Origin of the sequence: Mariniflexile sp. AS56, from assembly GCF_030552475.1 — a bacterium.
GTDB lineage: Bacteria > Bacteroidota > Bacteroidia > Flavobacteriales > Flavobacteriaceae > Mariniflexile.
Genome location: NZ_JAUPED010000005.1, coordinates 156,327 through 173,105, shown reverse-complemented (window position 1 = coordinate 173,105; position 16,779 = coordinate 156,327). Strand labels below are relative to the sequence as shown.

At 32.9% G+C, this 16,779-nt stretch carries 13 protein-coding genes; 3 read left to right on the top strand and 10 right to left on the bottom strand.

Annotated features, from left to right (window positions below; genetic code table 11):
* Positions 1–46 precede the first annotated feature (46 nt).
* The 3 genes from Q5N74_RS08090 to pgk all read right to left on the bottom strand — a co-directional run bounded on the left by Q5N74_RS08090 (position 47) and on the right by pgk (position 4,043).
* Positions 47–1,054, bottom strand: coding sequence for a DUF4837 family protein (locus tag Q5N74_RS08090; protein WP_304388262.1), 1,008 nt, complete (start codon positions 1,052–1,054; stop codon positions 47–49).
* Between the two features lie 24 nt (positions 1,055–1,078).
* Complete coding sequence (locus tag Q5N74_RS08085) at positions 1,079–2,623, bottom strand: LysM peptidoglycan-binding domain-containing protein (RefSeq protein WP_304388261.1); 1,545 nt, start codon at positions 2,621–2,623, stop codon at positions 1,079–1,081.
* A gap of 232 nt (positions 2,624–2,855) precedes the next feature.
* Positions 2,856–4,043, bottom strand: a complete 1,188-nt coding sequence (pgk, locus tag Q5N74_RS08080; protein WP_304388259.1) for a phosphoglycerate kinase — start codon at positions 4,041–4,043, stop codon at positions 2,856–2,858.
* Positions 4,044–4,365: 322 nt separating this feature from the next.
* Between pgk and Q5N74_RS08075 the strand changes: the two genes are divergently transcribed.
* Positions 4,366–5,520, top strand: a complete 1,155-nt coding sequence (locus Q5N74_RS08075) for an ATP-binding protein (RefSeq protein ID WP_304388258.1) — start codon at positions 4,366–4,368, stop codon at positions 5,518–5,520.
* 69 nt (positions 5,521–5,589) lie between these two features.
* On the opposite strand, the gene Q5N74_RS08070 is transcribed toward Q5N74_RS08075, so the two are convergent.
* The 5 genes from Q5N74_RS08070 to Q5N74_RS08050 form a co-directional block, all read right to left on the bottom strand.
* Positions 5,590–6,105, bottom strand: a complete 516-nt coding sequence (locus tag Q5N74_RS08070) for an OmpH family outer membrane protein (RefSeq protein WP_304388257.1) — start codon at positions 6,103–6,105, stop codon at positions 5,590–5,592.
* A 227-nt stretch (positions 6,106–6,332) separates the two neighbouring features.
* Positions 6,333–7,193: a bifunctional 2-polyprenyl-6-hydroxyphenol methylase/3-demethylubiquinol 3-O-methyltransferase UbiG gene (locus Q5N74_RS08065; RefSeq protein WP_304388256.1), complete on the bottom strand. Its 861-nt coding sequence runs from the start codon at positions 7,191–7,193 to the stop codon at positions 6,333–6,335.
* Positions 7,194–7,323: 130 nt separating this feature from the next.
* On the bottom strand, positions 7,324–9,195 hold the full coding sequence (mnmG, locus tag Q5N74_RS08060) for a tRNA uridine-5-carboxymethylaminomethyl(34) synthesis enzyme MnmG (protein WP_304388255.1): 1,872 nt from the start codon (positions 9,193–9,195) through the stop codon (positions 7,324–7,326).
* Positions 9,196–9,279: 84 nt separating this feature from the next.
* The gene (ybeY, locus tag Q5N74_RS08055; protein WP_304388254.1) at positions 9,280–9,690 is read right to left on the bottom strand and encodes an rRNA maturation RNase YbeY; all 411 of its coding nucleotides are present in this window, start codon (positions 9,688–9,690) and stop codon (positions 9,280–9,282) included.
* Positions 9,683–13,084, bottom strand: a complete 3,402-nt coding sequence (locus tag Q5N74_RS08050) for a DUF4175 family protein (RefSeq protein ID WP_304388253.1) — start codon at positions 13,082–13,084, stop codon at positions 9,683–9,685. The genes ybeY and Q5N74_RS08050 overlap by 8 nt, the downstream gene beginning before the upstream one ends.
* A 156-nt stretch (positions 13,085–13,240) precedes the next feature.
* On the opposite strand from Q5N74_RS08050, the gene gltX reads away from it, so the two are divergent.
* Positions 13,241–14,752 carry a glutamate--tRNA ligase gene (gene gltX, locus Q5N74_RS08045; protein ID WP_304388252.1) on the top strand — a complete coding sequence of 504 codons (1,512 nt, stop codon included), beginning with the start codon at positions 13,241–13,243 and terminating at the stop codon, positions 14,750–14,752.
* A gap of 75 nt (positions 14,753–14,827) precedes the next feature.
* Here the strand turns inward: gltX and Q5N74_RS08040 are convergent, their stop codons facing one another.
* The gene (locus Q5N74_RS08040) at positions 14,828–15,511 is read right to left on the bottom strand and encodes an outer membrane beta-barrel protein (protein ID WP_304388251.1); all 684 of its coding nucleotides are present in this window, start codon (positions 15,509–15,511) and stop codon (positions 14,828–14,830) included.
* A gap of 78 nt (positions 15,512–15,589) precedes the next feature.
* On the opposite strand from Q5N74_RS08040, the gene Q5N74_RS08035 reads away from it, so the two are divergent.
* Complete coding sequence (locus Q5N74_RS08035; RefSeq protein ID WP_304388250.1) at positions 15,590–16,516, top strand: SPFH domain-containing protein; 927 nt, start codon at positions 15,590–15,592, stop codon at positions 16,514–16,516.
* 55 nt (positions 16,517–16,571) lie between these two features.
* Here the strand turns inward: Q5N74_RS08035 and Q5N74_RS08030 are convergent, their stop codons facing one another.
* A complete protein-coding gene (locus Q5N74_RS08030) occupies positions 16,572–16,778 on the bottom strand; it encodes a hypothetical protein (protein WP_304388249.1) in 207 nt (68 codons plus the stop codon).
* Between the last annotated feature and the right edge of the window lies 1 nt (position 16,779).

The following is a 16,779-nucleotide window of genomic DNA, read 5'->3' as shown; positions in this document are numbered from 1 at the left end:
GACCAACACATGTGTTGGTCTTTTTGTTTTTACTACTTTATGAAATCTAATTAATTTTAACCGATTTAATAATAGCTTCTAGCTCTAACATATAATCACGCTTTTCCACCGACGGTGCAAAGGCAAAACCTTCAACAAACACCCATCTTTTATTAATTTTATCTTCAATAGCATAATTAATAAAGGGGCCACCCATAAAATCTGCTTTTAAATCCCACAATCCTTTAGTTTGAATTGCAGGTTTATTATCTACAATCGTTTCAAATATATACGGAGCATAAGAATCTTCTGTTGTCAAATATGATTCTATTTTATCACCATCCGCTTTTATTATGCCATCTTGTCTTCCTTTAATAAAAACTTTTCCAATAGAGTCTCTTAACTTTACTATTTGGTTTACTAAACTATCGTTTCGTTTAATGGCTGAATATGGCACTTCAAAAATCATTAAATTAGTAGTTCCTGTGGTTATATCTTTTCTAATCCAAAAGAAATTATCGGTCTCTTTAGTTATCCGATAAGCCGATGGAAATTGAATCGTTAAGCCTAATTTCTTTTGTATTGAGGTGAAATTATGAGGCGATTTAGCCATTTGTCTTTGTCTCTCCTCAATTTCTTCATTTTTAAATGTTTCAACTATTTTCTTAGCATTTTCATTAATAACATCAATTAGAGCTTCCCTAGATTTTCCTTTAATAACAATTACTTTTTGAGGTTGTGCATATACATTTTTAGAAATTTCCATGCCAGCATCCTTATCCACTACAATCTCTAAAACGGTTCTGTTTTTGGTTACAAAGCCTGAAAAAACAGATGGTGGAATTTGATTGATGGTGAAAATGGGTTCATCTTGCGGCAAGCCATAAATAGGTGCTGCGAGTACGTTTCTAATAACATCACCTACACTACCGTCCCACAATTCATTATCTATAACAACAGATACATTATTGAAAGTCCCAGATGAATCTAAAAGCATTTTATCATTGGATGATTTTTTATCACCGCATGACACAAATAGAGTTAATAAAATTGCTGAAAAAAGAATATTGCGCATAATTTAATTACGTTTTAAGGAACTTTAACTCTTCGAAACTTTAAGTTTCATTCCTGGTTTTAATTTACTACCACTAATACCGTTCCAATCTTTAATATTTTGAACAGAAACTCCAGGAAATTTTTGTGAGATGCTCCACAACGAGTCTCCACTTCGTACCGTATAGGTTTTTGAACTACTAGAAATAGCTTTAGAAGTTGTTGTTTTTTTAGATGAAGATGATACAGATCCTGACGAATTTCGTGGATAAATAGTTAAACGTTGACCAATTTTTAAATTGTTACTGCGCAAACCGTTCCACTTTTTAATATCACTTACACGAACGCTGTATTTTCTAGCAATTAAACCTAAATATTCACCAGACCGTACACGGTGGGTTGATTTAGTATCCGAAGAGAAAAGCTGAGGCATTTGTTTCTCACGTTTATCAAACTCTGCTTTAGCTAATGTATAAATTTCATCTTCGTTGCTTACAAAGTCTCCAATAACTGTTCTGGGTAAACGTAGAATATAATTTTCTCCTTTTACGTAAGGAATAATATCTAATTTATAAGAAGGGTTTAAAAACTGAAGTTCTTCCATATCAACACCCGTTGCTTCATACACTTGGTCGAGTGTAATCATTTGTCTCACACGAATGGTATCCGTTTCAAAATAAGCAACTTCAGGTTTTGGTTTTGTAAAGCCATGTTCTTCAGCATATTCAAAAATATACATGGTTGCTAAAAATGCTGGTAAATAGCCCGCTGTTTCTCGTGGTAAATTATGCCTGATGTTCCAATAATTTTGGTAACCACCAGAACGACGAATGGCTTTGGTAACATTACCAGGTCCTGAATTATAAGCCGCTAGCGCCAAATCCCAGTCACCAAAAATCTCATAAAGCTTAGATAAATATTTGGCTGCCGCTTCGGTAGATTTTATAGGGTCACTACGCTCATCAACATAACTACTCACATCTAGACCGTACATTTTTCCTGTACTGTACATAAATTGCCATAAACCTGTGGCACCTACGCGCGATTTTGCACGTGGTTTCAAAGCCGATTCTACAATTGCTAAGTACTTAATTTCTAAAGGAATATCGTAATTATCTAATTCACGTTCGAACATAGGAAAATAAAAACCGCTTAAATTCATAAGCTTTTGCATGCTTCCCTTTCTCCTTTTTAAATAGGATTTAATAACACTTTCTAAACCTGGGTTATACTCGACATTGAAGGGTGTTTTAGAGTTTAATTCAGCCAATCTAGTTTTCAATAATTCCGTTGAAAGCTCTGGATAATCAACTTCTTCAAAAGTTAGTTCGGTAACGGAATTATAAATAGTATCATAAAGTGAATTGCTATACAACTCTTCCAACCATTTTTTATCAAACTCGGCCACTGCTAAATCTTCTTCAACTTTTTGAAGTAATAGGCTGTCTTTTTGTGTTTTAATATGTTTTAAATCATTCTTTTTCTTCTTCTTGACAACAACCGAATCTTGCATCGGAATTGAATCTTGCATTTGTGAAAAGCTCATCGCTACATTACAAAGTGCTACTGCTATAAAAAATCTAAACGTCATAAATCTATCCATTTGGGTTGTATTGAACGATATTCGGGCTAAAATCGTATTTTTTAACTTAAAATAAAAACTTAATTTCATTTCTGTAATGTAATACTTACAAATATAATACATAAAGTATATTTTTATCGGAATTATAGCCTTATACAAACTAAAAAACCACAAATACCAGAATGAATATTAACACCCAAGTATTTGTGGCTAAATGTATTAGCTTAATTTTAAAAAAACCTTATTCTAAAATTGCAGCTATTCCAGGTAATACAATACCCTCTAAACTTTCTAACATAGCACCACCACCGGTACTTACGTAACTTACTTTATTTTCAAAACCAAATTGTTTTACAGCTGCAACAGAATCTCCTCCTCCAACAAGAGAGAAAGCACCATTTTTAGTAGCTTCTGCAATAGAGTTTCCTAATTCAATAGTTCCGCCTGCAAAACTTTCCATTTCAAACACACCTAATGGTCCGTTCCAAAGAATCGTTTTACACTGCATTACCACATCATGAAATTGTTTTCTAGATTTTGGTCCTGCATCAACACCTTCCCAACCATCAGGAATCGCATTAATATCTACTATTTGTTTATTAGCATCGTTACTAAAAGCATCAGCAGCAATAACATCAACAGGAATATGTACTTGTACGTTTTTAGCTTTGGCTTGTTTTAAAATTTCTAATGCTAATTCTTGCTTATCATCTTCACAAATAGAGTTTCCAATTTTACCACCTTGCGCTTTAATAAAGGTAAATGCCATTCCACCACCAATTATTAAGTGATCTACAGCATCTAAAATATTTTCAATAATTGTGATTTTTGAAGATACTTTAGCACCACCAAGTACCGCTAAAACTGGTTTTTCACCTGTTTTTAAAACTTTATCAATACTTTCAATTTCTTGAGCTAGTAAATAACCAAAACATTTGCTGCTTGGGAAAAACTGAGCAACAATCGTGGTAGATGCATGTGCTCTGTGAGCAGTTCCAAAAGCATCATTCACATAAATATCACCTAATTTTGATAATTTTTCAGCGAATGCTTTATCTCCAGCTTCTTCTTCTTTGTGAAAACGTAGATTTTCTAATAATAAAATTTCACCGGGTTGTAAGTTCGCAACAGCAGTTTCTGCTTTTTCACCAACACATTCGTTAACAAACTTCACTTCAACACCTAAAATACTTTCAACTTCTTTTACAATGTTCACTAATGAAAATTGCTCTTGAACGCCTTTCGGACGTCCTAAATGAGACATTAAAATACAGCTTCCACCATCTTCTAATATTTTAATAATAGTTGGTTTTGCAGATACAATTCTAGTAGAATCTGTAACTTCAAACTTATCATTTAAAGGCACATTAAAGTCTACACGGATTAATGCTTTTTTGTTTTTGAAATTAAAATCGTTAAGCGTTTTCATTTATATATATTTTATTTTTTTAAGTATTTGATTTACAAAAGTAACTAATTAAAAACAGCTACAAAACCTGTTTTTAAACGAAAACGATGTAGCTGGAATATTTTTTTAACAAGTCTAGTTTTAAAGCTTAAACTAGGCTCCTTCAACAATAACATCCTTTTGATTTACTTAAAAATAAACTTAATTCAAACAGACTATTCAATTAAACGTTAGTTTTCAGTCTTAGCAGAAATAACAAAAGTAAAAACCACACCTCTTTTACAAGCATCTAAATCCAAAATTTGAGTTTTAACATGTTATAAAATTTATGTACGTTTGTTACATGCAATTCACAGATATTCTTGGTCAAGAACACCTTAAAAACCATTTAACACAAAGTGTTGATAATGGGCGAATTCCCCACGCACAATTATTTGTGGGACCCGAAGGTAGCGGTACCTTACCCATGGCTATTGCTTACGCGCAATATATATTGTGCAGCAACACCAATGCTGATAATAATTCTGGCAACGAGGCTTGTAACCTAAAATTTAAGAATGTATCGCATCCCGATTTGCATTTTGCATTTCCGGTTACAACCAGCGATAAAGCTAAAAGTCACCCCGTTTCCAGCCATTATCTCGAAGAGTGGCGCCAACTTTTAAAGGAACAACCTTACGGTAATTTATTTGATTGGTATAAGTTACTTGGAGTCGATAACAAACAAGGCCAAATTGGAGTTGATGAAGCACAAGATATTGTAAAAGCCCTGGCTTTAAAAGCCTACGAAGGCGGATATAAAGTGATGCTTATTTGGATGGCTGAAAAAATGAATACAGCCAGTGCCAACAAACTTTTAAAGCTTATTGAAGAGCCACCAAATAAAACTATTTTCCTTTTAATAGCTGAAGATGAAGAGCAGATTATTAACACCATACGTTCGCGTTGCCAAGTGTTGCATTTCCCGCCTTTGGCTGAAGATGTTATTAAGGACGCTTTAATTAAACAATACAGTTTAGAGGTTTCTGTAGCTACTAAAATCGCTCACCAATCCAATGGTAATTATAATAAAGCCTGTGATTTGGTATATCAAGATTCTGAAGATTTACAGTTTGAAACCTGGTTTATTTTCTGGATTAGAAGTGCTTTTAAAGCAAAAGGTAATAAAGCAGCCATTCACGATTTAATTTCTTGGAGTGAAGACATTGCTAAAACGGGTAGAGAAACCCAAAAACAATTTCTAAGTTTCTGCTTAGACTTTTTTAGACAAGCCTTATTACTTAATTATAATGCGACCGATTTGGTTTTCTTTGAACCAAAAACAGAAAAATTTAAGCTCGAAAATTTCGCTCCCTATATACACGGTAATAACATTATGGATATTAGCAACGAACTGCAAGATGCTATATACCATATTGAACGTAACGGAAATTCTAAGATAATTTTAACCGATTTATCTATAAAACTCACGCGGTTATTACATAAAAAACCGGACTAGTTATAAAACAAAAGGCCCTGAAAAACTTAATTTTCAGGGCCTTTTTGTTTACTATAAATAAGCTTAGTACTATTTTTTGTACTCTTTATTTAAGCCTTCTAAGATCTCTTTTGTTAAATCTTTGTCTTCTGCACCATACATTACTGTAGCAGCTGCATCGCTTGTTCCTAAAATATACGTATAACCGTTACTTTTTCCGTATTCCTTAACATGCTTTTTAACTTTACTAATTACAGAATCAATTTCTGTTTGAAAGTTTTCTTGCAATTCTTGTTGTTCCATTTGCATTTTTTGTTGAAGCAATTGTTGTTTCTTTTGCAAACCAGCCATTAATTCTTGAGCTTTCGCTTGAGATGCTTTTTGAGCGCTTAATTGTGTTTCTTGAACTTCTAATTGAAACTCTTGACCAACACTATCCGCTTTCTTTCTAAAAGCTTCTTCTTTGGTTTGAAATTTTGCTTCAATATCTTTTTTCTCTTGATAATCGTTTATAACCGTTCCGTTATCTACAAATCCAATTTTTGCTTGTTCTTGGCAAGAAGTAAATGCCAACATCAACGCTGCTGCGTAAACTATATTTTTCATTTGTTTAATTTTATAACACGAGCAAAAGTAGTAAAGTAAACTATATTTAAACTAGAAATTTGTTTGATTTTGATGTATAACTAAAATTTATGATAAATAATTAAAACTATAAAGGTTTACTATCAAAAATAAGCCTCATAAATAAACTGAGATAGATTTATAAAAATTCGGCTGGTGTTTGTGTGTTTTCAATATAAAACAACCTTTAAAACGCCTTAAAATCAATTTTAACTATTTTTAATGACATAAATTAGTGAAGAAACCTCTTTTGTTGATAAAGATTTCAAGTTTGATACCAAACCTACCCAGAAGCCTCTTAAAAAATTCATTTTGCCCTTTTTATACTTTTCTGAAAGAAGGCTTACATAAAATGCATCAAAATACATTGGTTTCGTTTTCACAACTTCCATAGAAACTTTAGAAACTAATTTTGAAATGGACGGTTTATTAAAATGCCATAAATGTCTTGGCACATCAAAAGCAGCCCAAAACTCTTTATAATACGTGGCATCATAACTTTTATAATTTGGCACTGCAATTATTAAAGTCCCATTTGGTTTTAATAATTTTTTAAAAATTTGAATGTGTTCTTCTAAATTTGGAAGGTGTTCTAATACATGCCAAAGCGTAATTACGTCAAAACTTTTAGCTTCCAATTTTAAAAGTTCTTCTATTTCATAAACCGCTTGATTTGTTTTTTTATTAGCAAGTGCCCTAGCCTCTTCATTAGGCTCTATTCCAGAAACTGTCCAATGCTTCTTTTGGGCTGTTTGTAAAAAATCGCCTGTACCACAACCAACATCTAAAAGTGTTTTATCTGTAGATTCAAAACTATTTATAAGCTTCAGTTTTTGTTTTAAAGAGATGCTTCTAACCAAGTGGTAAACATTTTCAAAAACATTTCGCTTTGAATCTGTATGCGAAATATAATCTTCACTCTTATAATAATCGGGCAAGGTTTCTGAAGATGGTTGGGGTCTGGTTTCTAAAAAACCATACTCAAGGTTTTCAACCAAATTGAATAATTCTTGAGAAACAGAATGATCTTTTACTTTTAAAAATTGATTTTTTGAGTTTTCCTTTACCATAACTTACCTCTGTTTTTTTAAGAAATACGTGATTTTTTTAATAAAAAAAGTACGTTCCACGTGGAACGTACTTAAAATATTTAGTGCTTAATTGAATTGAAACATACAATAATTTTGTTTCCACAGGAGTTTAACGTCCCATATAAACCAACAATACTGAAATATCATTTGGAGAAACCCCACTAATTCTGGATGCCTGGGACACCGTTGCTGGTTGGATTTTTTTAAGTTTCTCACGTGCTTCAAAACTCATAGATTTGATTTGTGAATAATCAAAATTCTCTGGAATCTTAACATATTCTAACCTCGTTAGTTTATCAGCATTATTCTTTTCTTTAGAAATATATCCTGAATACTTTACTTGAATTTCTGTTTGCTCTATAACTTCCCTATCTAAATCATGTTCTTGAATATAACTTTCAACCTCTTCAAATTGACGCATATCATCGATGGTGATATTAGGTCTAGAAAATATTTTAAACATCTTATCAGACTGTCTAATTGCAGCAGATTCTTTTACCTCTAAAACAGGGTTTGCATGTTCTGGCTTCACACTTGTATCAGCAAAAAACTTAACAAACTTTTCTGCTTCATCATGTTTCTGTTCCATTCTTCGCAAACGTTTTTCACTAGCTAAACCTATATCAAAACCTTTTGGAGTTAATCTAATATCTGCATTATCTTGACGCAACAAGGTTCTATACTCTGCACGTGACGTAAACATTCTATAAGGTTCCTCAGTCCCCTTAGTTATTAAATCATCTATTAAAACACCTATATAAGCCTCGTCTCTTTTTAATATTAAAGCCTCTTTTTCTTGAACTTTCAAACTCGCATTAATACCAGCCATTAAACCTTGAGCCGCTGCTTCCTCATATCCCGTAGTTCCATTAATCTGTCCAGCAAAATACAAACCTTCCACAGCCTTTGTTTCTAAAGTATGCTTTAACTGCGTTGGTGGAAAATAATCGTATTCTATCGCATAACCTGGTCTAAAAAACTTGACATTCTCAAAACCAATTACAGAACGTAATGCTTTAAACTGAACATCTTCTGGCAAAGATGTAGAGAAGCCATTCACATAAACCTCACAAGTATTCCACCCCTCAGGTTCTACAAATAACTGGTGTCTATCTTTATCAGCAAAACGATTAATTTTATCCTCAATAGACGGGCAATATCTAGGTCCTAAACTTTTAATTCGACCATTAAACATAGGCGATCTATCAAAGCCTTCACGAAGTAAATCGTGTACTAATTCACTAGTATAGGTCATGTGACATGAACGTTGATTTTCCAATGGCTTCGTAGTATCTAAGAAAGAAAATTTCTCAGGATTTACATCACCAGGTTGTTCTACCATTTTAGAAAAATCCAAAGAACGACCATCAACTCGAGGTGGTGTTCCCGTTTTCATTCTGCCAGATTCAAAACCTAAACTTACTAATTGTTCCGTAATACCAGTTGCCGCTTTCTCTCCTGCCCTACCGCCGCCGAAATTTTTATTACCAATATGTATCAATCCATTCAAGAAAGTCCCGTTAGTTAACACGACTGTCTTTCCTTTAATTTCTAAACCCAAAGATGTTTTTACACCAACCACTTTACCTTGTTCTACAACCAAACCAGAAACCATTTCTTGATAGAAATCAAGGTTAGGTGTACCTTCCAAAAGCAATCTCCAATCCTCTGCAAAACGCATACGGTCGCTTTGAACTCTTGGACTCCACATAGCAGGTCCTTTAGATTTATTCAACATCTTAAACTGAATTGCAGAGGTGTCAGAAACAATACCACTGTATCCTCCAAGCGCATCAATTTCGCGAACAATCTGTCCTTTTGCAATACCACCCATACATGGGTTACAAGACATTTGCGCAATGTTTTGTAGGTTCATTGTAATAAGCAATGTTTTACTTCCCATATTGGCAGCAGAGGCAGCAGCTTCACTTCCTGCATGACCTGCACCAACAACTATAACATCATAAACATCATTAAACATAACTTTTTTTATTAGATTGTTCCACGTGGAACATTAACCTTATTTTAATTTTCAGTTTGCAAATATACACTGATTTGCCAAATATTAAACCAACTGGCTTAGGTAGTGGTTCTCCTTTTCACGCATCAACTTAGCATCACTATCCGTCTTATCTTTATAGCCACAATAATGCAACACACCATGAACCATTACGCGTTGTAATTCTTCTTCTAAGGACACCTTAAAATCTACAGCATTATCTGCTACTCTTTCAATAGATATATAAACATCACCCTGAATGGTTTTTCCAATCGAGTAATCAAAACTAATAACATCTGTAAGCGTGTCATGATTTAAGAATTCTACATTCAATTTGTGTAAATATTCATCGTCACAAAATATATAATTCACCTCTTCCAAAACACATTTCTCATCGGTGATAACACCTTTTATCCAATCAGATAATTGCTCCTCATTACCTAATGAGAATGTTGTTTCGTAATTAAAACTAATCATTGCTTTCCTTAAAATATGTTTGAACTTTCTTTTTGTAAACTGGCTGCAAAGGTAGTATTTGTTTATTCAATATTTCAGTAGTATTAAAATATTGCTTAGCGGTTGGAATTTGAGTATTAATATCATTACCATAATCGCCTTTATTAGTTTTAGATTCACGCTTATTATCTTCCCCCTGTTGTAAGGCAGCATTCTCCATTTTTAATAATTGATGCTTTAAATCCATCATCTTCTGGAGTGTTTGATTGGTAAAACCTTTGTTCAATAAATCTAATTCCACTTCTTCCATTTTTCTTAACAAAGATCCCGCATTACCTAACTTCCCCTCTTTAGCCAACTTCTCTTCTAATGCATTTCGCAACTCTAGTTGCTCCTGATAAATTTGATATAACAAACCATTCAATTCCTCATTACCACCTTCGCCTTCACCTCCGCTTTTAGTACCGTCCTTACCTGGTTCTTTTTTATCACCACTCTTTCCTTTATCACCATCTTTTCCCTTTTCACCTTCCTTACCTTTTTCACCCTCCTTCTTACCTTCTCCTTCACTTTTTGGCTGACCTTCTTTACCTTTCTTCATGCCCGACTCCATCATTTTATTAAGTTCTTCTTGACTCATAATTATATCAGGAAGTTGCATCTCTCCTTTCCCTCCTTTACCCATCGACATACTTAAGTTCTCCTGCATATTATCTAACACATCACTTAAATAATTAGCTAAATTATTAGTAGCCGTAATAGCAAATTGCTGTTTAGAAAGTCCGTTATAAATTTGATTTTCGGCAAATAATTCTAAAGCCTTATCTATGTTATAATACACATCTGTAATTTGTTTATTCACATCTTCAGACAACTTGGGTTGACGTAAAGACAAGGCAAACAAACTATCATCAACATGTTCAAAATGTTCACGCAAATTGTTTTGTTTCTTTAATAAAGATGCATACTCATTATTACTTTCCTCAATTGCTTGAAAGCGGTTCATTAGCTTTTCCTGATCAAATGAAAACAAAACGAGATTATCTAAAATTTGGCGAAGCATGTCCACATCTTCCTGCAATTGTTCACCTCCACCAGCTTGCATGGCACCTTGCATTTGTTCACTCAATTTCTTCATCTTCTCAGCAGCCTTCTTCTGATTTTTTTGAGCATTTTTCTGATTCTCATTTTTGTCTGAAGCCTTCTCTTTTTTACCTAATTCATCAGCTGCTTTTTCCTGATCTTTTTTAATTTCATTTTCAGCCAATTTATCCTGAGGTACTTTAATAGGTTTCTTTAACGCATCTCCTTCTTTCTTTAAATCTTCCAATTGTTTTTGGAATTCTTCAAAAATAGTATTCAATTCATCTTGCTTTTCCTTGGTGTTTTTTTCCTCTTTCTCGTTGGCTAATTTTTTTTGTTCCTCAGCAAGTTGTTCCAAATCATCCTTAAGCGATTCCAACTTTTTTTCGACATAAAAGCGCCTGGTTAATTCCAGTAACTGTTCCAAGCTTCGTTTCTTATTCTTATTCTGTTTCGCCAATTCATCCAGCTTTTGGGTAAGCGCTTCTTTATTTATTTTTTCTTGAAGTTTCTGCAATTCATCTAACAGTTTCTCATCTTGTTTTAACTGTTCATCATTCTCATCTAAACGCTTTTTCAAATCTTCTTTAAAGGCATCTTTTTCCTGATCGTCCTTTTGAAATTCCTTTAAATTTTCGTTAAGCTTTTTGTTGAAATTTTTCATCATTTCATCTTGCTGCTTTTGACGTTTCAGAAAGTTTTCTAATTTCTTTTTATCATTAAAATTAAGGTTGGATTTTTCTTTTTGAGTTTTAGACAACTGTTCTAATTGTTTCTCTTGCTCATCAAACTTTTTCAAAGATTTATTTAAGTCTTTGATAGATTCACTCTGGGCATTCAGTTGTTTTGTTGCTTCCCCATCTTTAGTTCTCTTTCTATAGGAGAACACATTACTTTTTACGCTTTTATACTTATTAACTTGATCATTATCAAATACTTGAAAATACAATTCATAAGAAACACCTTCCTGAATGGCCAAATTATTAGGAAATGCCGTGATAAACTCTGCAATGGTCGAATTTGCAATAGAAATAGTTTCCGTTTTCTTTTCCAATTCATTATCCGAAGGATAATAAACCAACTGTAACTTATTAAAACCATAATCGTCACTTACCTGACCATGAAAATAAAGAGTCTGCAAATCCAAACTATCTCTTTTCACTTTTAAGTTAATAACAGGAAATTCGTCTTTAACAACATTCAAATTGAACGATAGAGTTTCATAATCTTTTAAGTTTTTATTACTCGTACTTAAACTATAATTTAGATTATTATAAACGCGTTTGGAACTTTCAAAAAGTCCGTCTTTAAGAAAGGAAAAATTAATAGTGTCTTTAGCAAAAAACTGCACCTGATTGGTCGCTTTAGTTTTAAGACGCCAGGTAATATAAGTCCCTTCTGGAACAACAGCATTCCCTGTACTTTTTAAAGTTTCATTTTTCTTTTTGGTATACTTCGGGTAATTCAATTCCATTTCAAAACTTAATAACGATGGTACTTCTACAACATAGATAGTATAAGGTTTTGAAGTGACTGTATTGGAAGTTAGTTGAAACTCTATACTTTCTTTAGGTTGTGTAAATACATATTCAAACTCACCTACTCCCGTTTGTTTTAAAAAATAAGTTTCATTGTTATAAATTATTTCAGCATTTTCTGGAATGACGGATCCAGCCGTTTTTACAAGCAATTTAAAATCTTTAGTCTCTATGGCATTTAAATTAGTATTCACCACAAAAAACTGAAACGGTGCTGGTGCCTCATAAGCCGTTTTGTAATGTACCACCCGGTTTAAACTGTCACTAAACCAACGGCTATTTCCAAACAAAAAAGTTAATACCAAAATTAAAACAGGAATAGCTGCGTACTTTAAATACTGAACATTCTTTTTAAAATTTACAGCCAACTTAAAAGGAATAGGATTGAGCTCTAAAGATTTTTGTTCGATACTCGCTACCAGTAATTCAGACTGTGATGTACTTTGATGAAGTTGTAATACATTTAACAATTTATCATTCACCTCTGGAAAATGTAAACCAATTATTCTAGAAGCATCTTCATAATTAATTCCTTTTTGAAGTTTAAATAATTTGGCCAATGGGATAAAAATAAACATAACAAGTAAACCCAATTCTACCAAAACAAACAGCCAAAACAACATGGTACGTGCTGCCGTATTAAGCCATAATACATGTTCAATAAATAAGGTTAACAAAAAATACAAGACACCAATCGCAAAAAATAGAATGGCACCTTTTAGCAATTCATTCGTATAATAACGTCTAATAAATGCTTCTAATTTGGTTTGTATGTTTTTAAAATTATTTGGCATGTGTGTAGATTCCCTATTTGCTTGGGAATGGCAAATTTAATGGTTTATTCAATATTCTCTTGAAGCCTAATATAATAACCTACTAAACTACAATTTTATTTAGTACAGTGTTTATAATAATGTGTTAATTGTATCTTTGCAACAAAATTACAAAACATGACCCAGAAAGTTCGTGTGCGCTTTGCACCTAGCCCAACAGGACCCCTACATATTGGTGGTGTTCGTACGGCATTATTCAACTATTTATTTGCTAAAAAATATAACGGAACCTTTGTTTTAAGAATTGAAGACACCGACCAAAACCGTTATGTTGAAGGTGCAGAACAATATATAATTGATGCCTTAAACTGGTGCGGAATTCCTTTTGATGAAGGTATTAATAAAAACGAAACCTTTGGCCCTTACCGCCAAAGTGAACGTAAACATTTATACAAGCAATATGCTGATGAATTAATTGCAAGCGGTAATGCTTATTATGCTTTTGACAGCTCTGAAGATTTAGATTTTCATAGAAACGATCACGAAGCGAATGGTAAAACCTTTATTTACAACTGGCACAACCGCTTAAAATTAAGTAATTCTTTATCGCTTAGCGCGGAAGAAGTAAAAGCAAAATTAGATGCTGGCAACGATTATGTGATCCGCTTTAAATCACCTCAAGATGAAACATTACATTTAAAAGATATTATTCGTGGCGACATAAAAATTGACACCAATGTTTTAGATGATAAAGTTTTATTTAAAAGTGATGGGATGCCAACCTACCATTTAGCGAATATTGTAGACGACCATTTAATGGAAATTACCCACGTAATTCGTGGTGAAGAATGGTTACCTTCTTTAGCGTTACACTACCAATTATATAAAGCCTTTGGTTGGGAGTCTCCAGAATTTGCACATTTACCACTTATTTTAAAACCTACCGGAAAAGGGAAATTAAGTAAACGTGATGGTGATAAATTAGGCTTTCCTGTATTTCCTTTACAATGGACAGATCCTGTATCAGAAGAAGTTTCTAGAGGTTATAAACAAGATGGTTATTTTCCAGAAGCCATGATTAATTTCTTAGCATTTCTAGGTTGGAACCCAGGAACAGAGCAAGAAATTTTCAATTTAGACGAACTTATAAATGCTTTTGATTTAGAACGTGTTAATAAGTCTGGTGCGCGTTTCGACCCAGATAAAATTAAATGGTTTAACCACCATTATATGCAAGAGCAAAATAATGATGATTTAGCAGAAGCTTTCAAAAACAAACATTCAGAACTAGCGGATATTGATGTGAATTACATCGCCCTAGTTGTTGGCATGATAAAAGAACGCGCAACATTTATTTCAGATTTTTGGGATATGAGTGCATACTTCTTCACAGCTCCTACTAGTTATGATGAAAAAGCCTCTAAAAAAGCATTTAAAGAGGGTACAAAGGATCTTTTATTAGAAGTGGTAACAATCATTAACTCTATTGAGGATTTTAGCGCAGAAACGCTTCAAAACGAAATCAAAACTTGGATTACTACCAATAATATTGGTTTTGGTCCAGTGATGATGCCTTTACGTTTAGCACTCGTTGGTGCTTTACAAGGCCCAGATGTATTTGATATTATGTTTATGATTGGAAAAACGGAAAGTGTGAAACGTATAGAAAAAGCAATATCTACTTTATAAAAACATTGATTTTTTAATATTAAATATAGTTTACGCCGAAGTTTAATTACTTCGGCGTAATTTTTTTAATAAGGTTTAAAACGACACTTTTGCTCCTAAAACCAACATGTTTTGGTTTCCTTTAAAACGTGCATCTCCACCAGTAGTATCTAAATCTTGGTTTTCAAGTTTCTTCAAAATATTTGTTAAGCCATAAATATATTGCGCTTTCAACTTAAAATTTCTAAAACCAACTGAAGCACCAACGGCTCCATTAAAATTAAATTGAGAAATTTCACTTATAGCTTCCGCAGATAGATTAGCATATTTATCGATATAATAGTTTTCTTTATCTCTATCTTTTAATTCCATTTTGCTATTGTATTGTAACATCGGTCCTAAATCGATTGTAAAATGATCTGGAATAACTTTAATATGCATTAACAAAGCGACTTGAGCAGCAAACAATTTATAATCAATAAACTCGCTATTCCCTAAAACAGCTTCTGGTCTGGCTGAAATTCCAATAGCACTTTCTGATAATTGCATACCAAAACTTACGTTGTACCATCTATGTGGAATATCGACCGTGGCATCAAATCCTCCCAAAAAACCTTCGCCTTGCTTGGTTATAAAATTATCGGTGGTAATATCAAGTTTGGTAATAGCTCCTGTAATACTTATACCGTTAGAAATTCTATAATTTCCTTTTTGTGCAAAAGATTTTGTAACGAAACATAGCATTAGGGTTACTAATAATATAAGTTGTAGTTTTTTCATAGTATTTTTAATATTAAATGAACAAATATAACTTAATTTAGTAATTAGAATTTTCTAACAATTTTAAATCATTTTTTTATGAGCTTTTACCTTATTCCCTTTATTCTATTCGCATTCGTCATTTTATTTTCGTCCTTCTTTACGGTTAAGCAACAATCAGCAGCCATAATAGAACGTTTCGGAAAATTTTTAAGTATTCGTCAATCTGGCTTACAATTAAAAATACCAATAGTTGATAAAGTAGCTGGCCGTTTAAGTTTAAAAATTCAACAATTAGATGTTATTGTTGAAACTAAAACTAAAGATGATGTGTTTGTGAAACTAAAAGTATCTGTTCAATATAAAGTAATAAGAGACAAAGTTGAAGATGCTTTTTACAAACTAGATTATCCGCACGATCAAATAACAAGTTATGTATTTGATGTAGTACGTGCCGAAGTTCCTAAAATGATTTTAGATGATGTTTTCTTGAAAAAAGATGACATTGCCATTGCCGTTAAAACAGAATTAAATGATGCCATGATGGAATATGGTTATGATATTATTAAAACTTTGGTAACAGATATAGACCCTGACGCCCAAGTAAAAGAAGCCATGAACCGTATTAATGCAGCCGATAGGGAAAAAACTGCCGCACAATACGAAGGTGATGCTGCACGTATTTTAATTGTTGAAAAAGCAAAAGCCGAGGCAGAAAGTAAACGTTTACAAGGACAAGGTATTGCCGACCAACGTCGCGAAATTGCACGTGGTTTAGAAGAATCTGTTTTAGTATTAAACAAAGTTGGTATAAACTCGCAAGAAGCCTCTGCATTAATTGTGGTAACTCAACATTACGATACCCTTCAATCTATTGGTCAACATACTAATAGTAACTTAATTTTAATGCCTAATTCGCCACAAGCGGGTAGTAATATGCTAAACGAAATGCTTGCAAGTTTTACAGCAAGTAATCAAATTGGTGAAGCTATGAAAGAAGCTAAAGAGAAAAAGAAAAAAGAATAGACTTATAAAAAACTCACGAAAAAGCCTCATAAATTAAATGTTTATGAGGCTTTTTTTATGGGTGCTCTTCTTTATACTTTTCAAGTACCGTTCTCAAAGCTTCTAAATATTTTTCCAATGAAACATCATCAATATGTAAACGACCTTCATTTGGAATCGTTATAGGGTTTTCGTCTAAAAATTGATACAATTCAGGATAACTTGTTTCAATTTCGAGCGTAATTTTCGATATTTCAAAAAGTAGTTTAGACTTCAAATTCATG

Bases quoted from the DNA above. Each gene is read 5' to 3' on its own strand.
- Q5N74_RS08070 (WP_304388257.1), bottom strand. From the start codon at position 6,105: ATGAAAAATATAGTTTACGCAGCAGCGTTGATGTTGGCATTTACTTCT.
- Q5N74_RS08085 (WP_304388261.1), bottom strand. From the start codon at position 2,623: ATGACGTTTAGATTTTTTATAGCAGTAGCACTTTGTAATGTAGCGATG.
- Q5N74_RS08030 (WP_304388249.1), bottom strand. From the start codon at position 16,778: ATGAATTTGAAGTCTAAACTACTTTTTGAAATATCGAAAATTACGCTC.
- gltX (WP_304388252.1), top strand. From the start codon at position 13,241: ATGACCCAGAAAGTTCGTGTGCGCTTTGCACCTAGCCCAACAGGACCC.
- Q5N74_RS08075 (WP_304388258.1), top strand. From the start codon at position 4,366: ATGCAATTCACAGATATTCTTGGTCAAGAACACCTTAAAAACCATTTA.
- pgk (WP_304388259.1), bottom strand. From the start codon at position 4,043: ATGAAAACGCTTAACGATTTTAATTTCAAAAACAAAAAAGCATTAATC.
- ybeY (WP_304388254.1), bottom strand. From the start codon at position 9,690: ATGATTAGTTTTAATTACGAAACAACATTCTCATTAGGTAATGAGGAG.
- Q5N74_RS08090 (WP_304388262.1), bottom strand. From the start codon at position 1,054: ATGCGCAATATTCTTTTTTCAGCAATTTTATTAACTCTATTTGTGTCA.
- mnmG (WP_304388255.1), bottom strand. From the start codon at position 9,195: ATGTTTAATGATGTTTATGATGTTATAGTTGTTGGTGCAGGTCATGCA.
- Q5N74_RS08035 (WP_304388250.1), top strand. From the start codon at position 15,590: ATGAGCTTTTACCTTATTCCCTTTATTCTATTCGCATTCGTCATTTTA.
- Q5N74_RS08040 (WP_304388251.1), bottom strand. From the start codon at position 15,511: ATGAAAAAACTACAACTTATATTATTAGTAACCCTAATGCTATGTTTC.
- Q5N74_RS08065 (WP_304388256.1), bottom strand. From the start codon at position 7,193: ATGGTAAAGGAAAACTCAAAAAATCAATTTTTAAAAGTAAAAGATCAT.
- Q5N74_RS08050 (WP_304388253.1), bottom strand. From the start codon at position 13,084: ATGCCAAATAATTTTAAAAACATACAAACCAAATTAGAAGCATTTATT.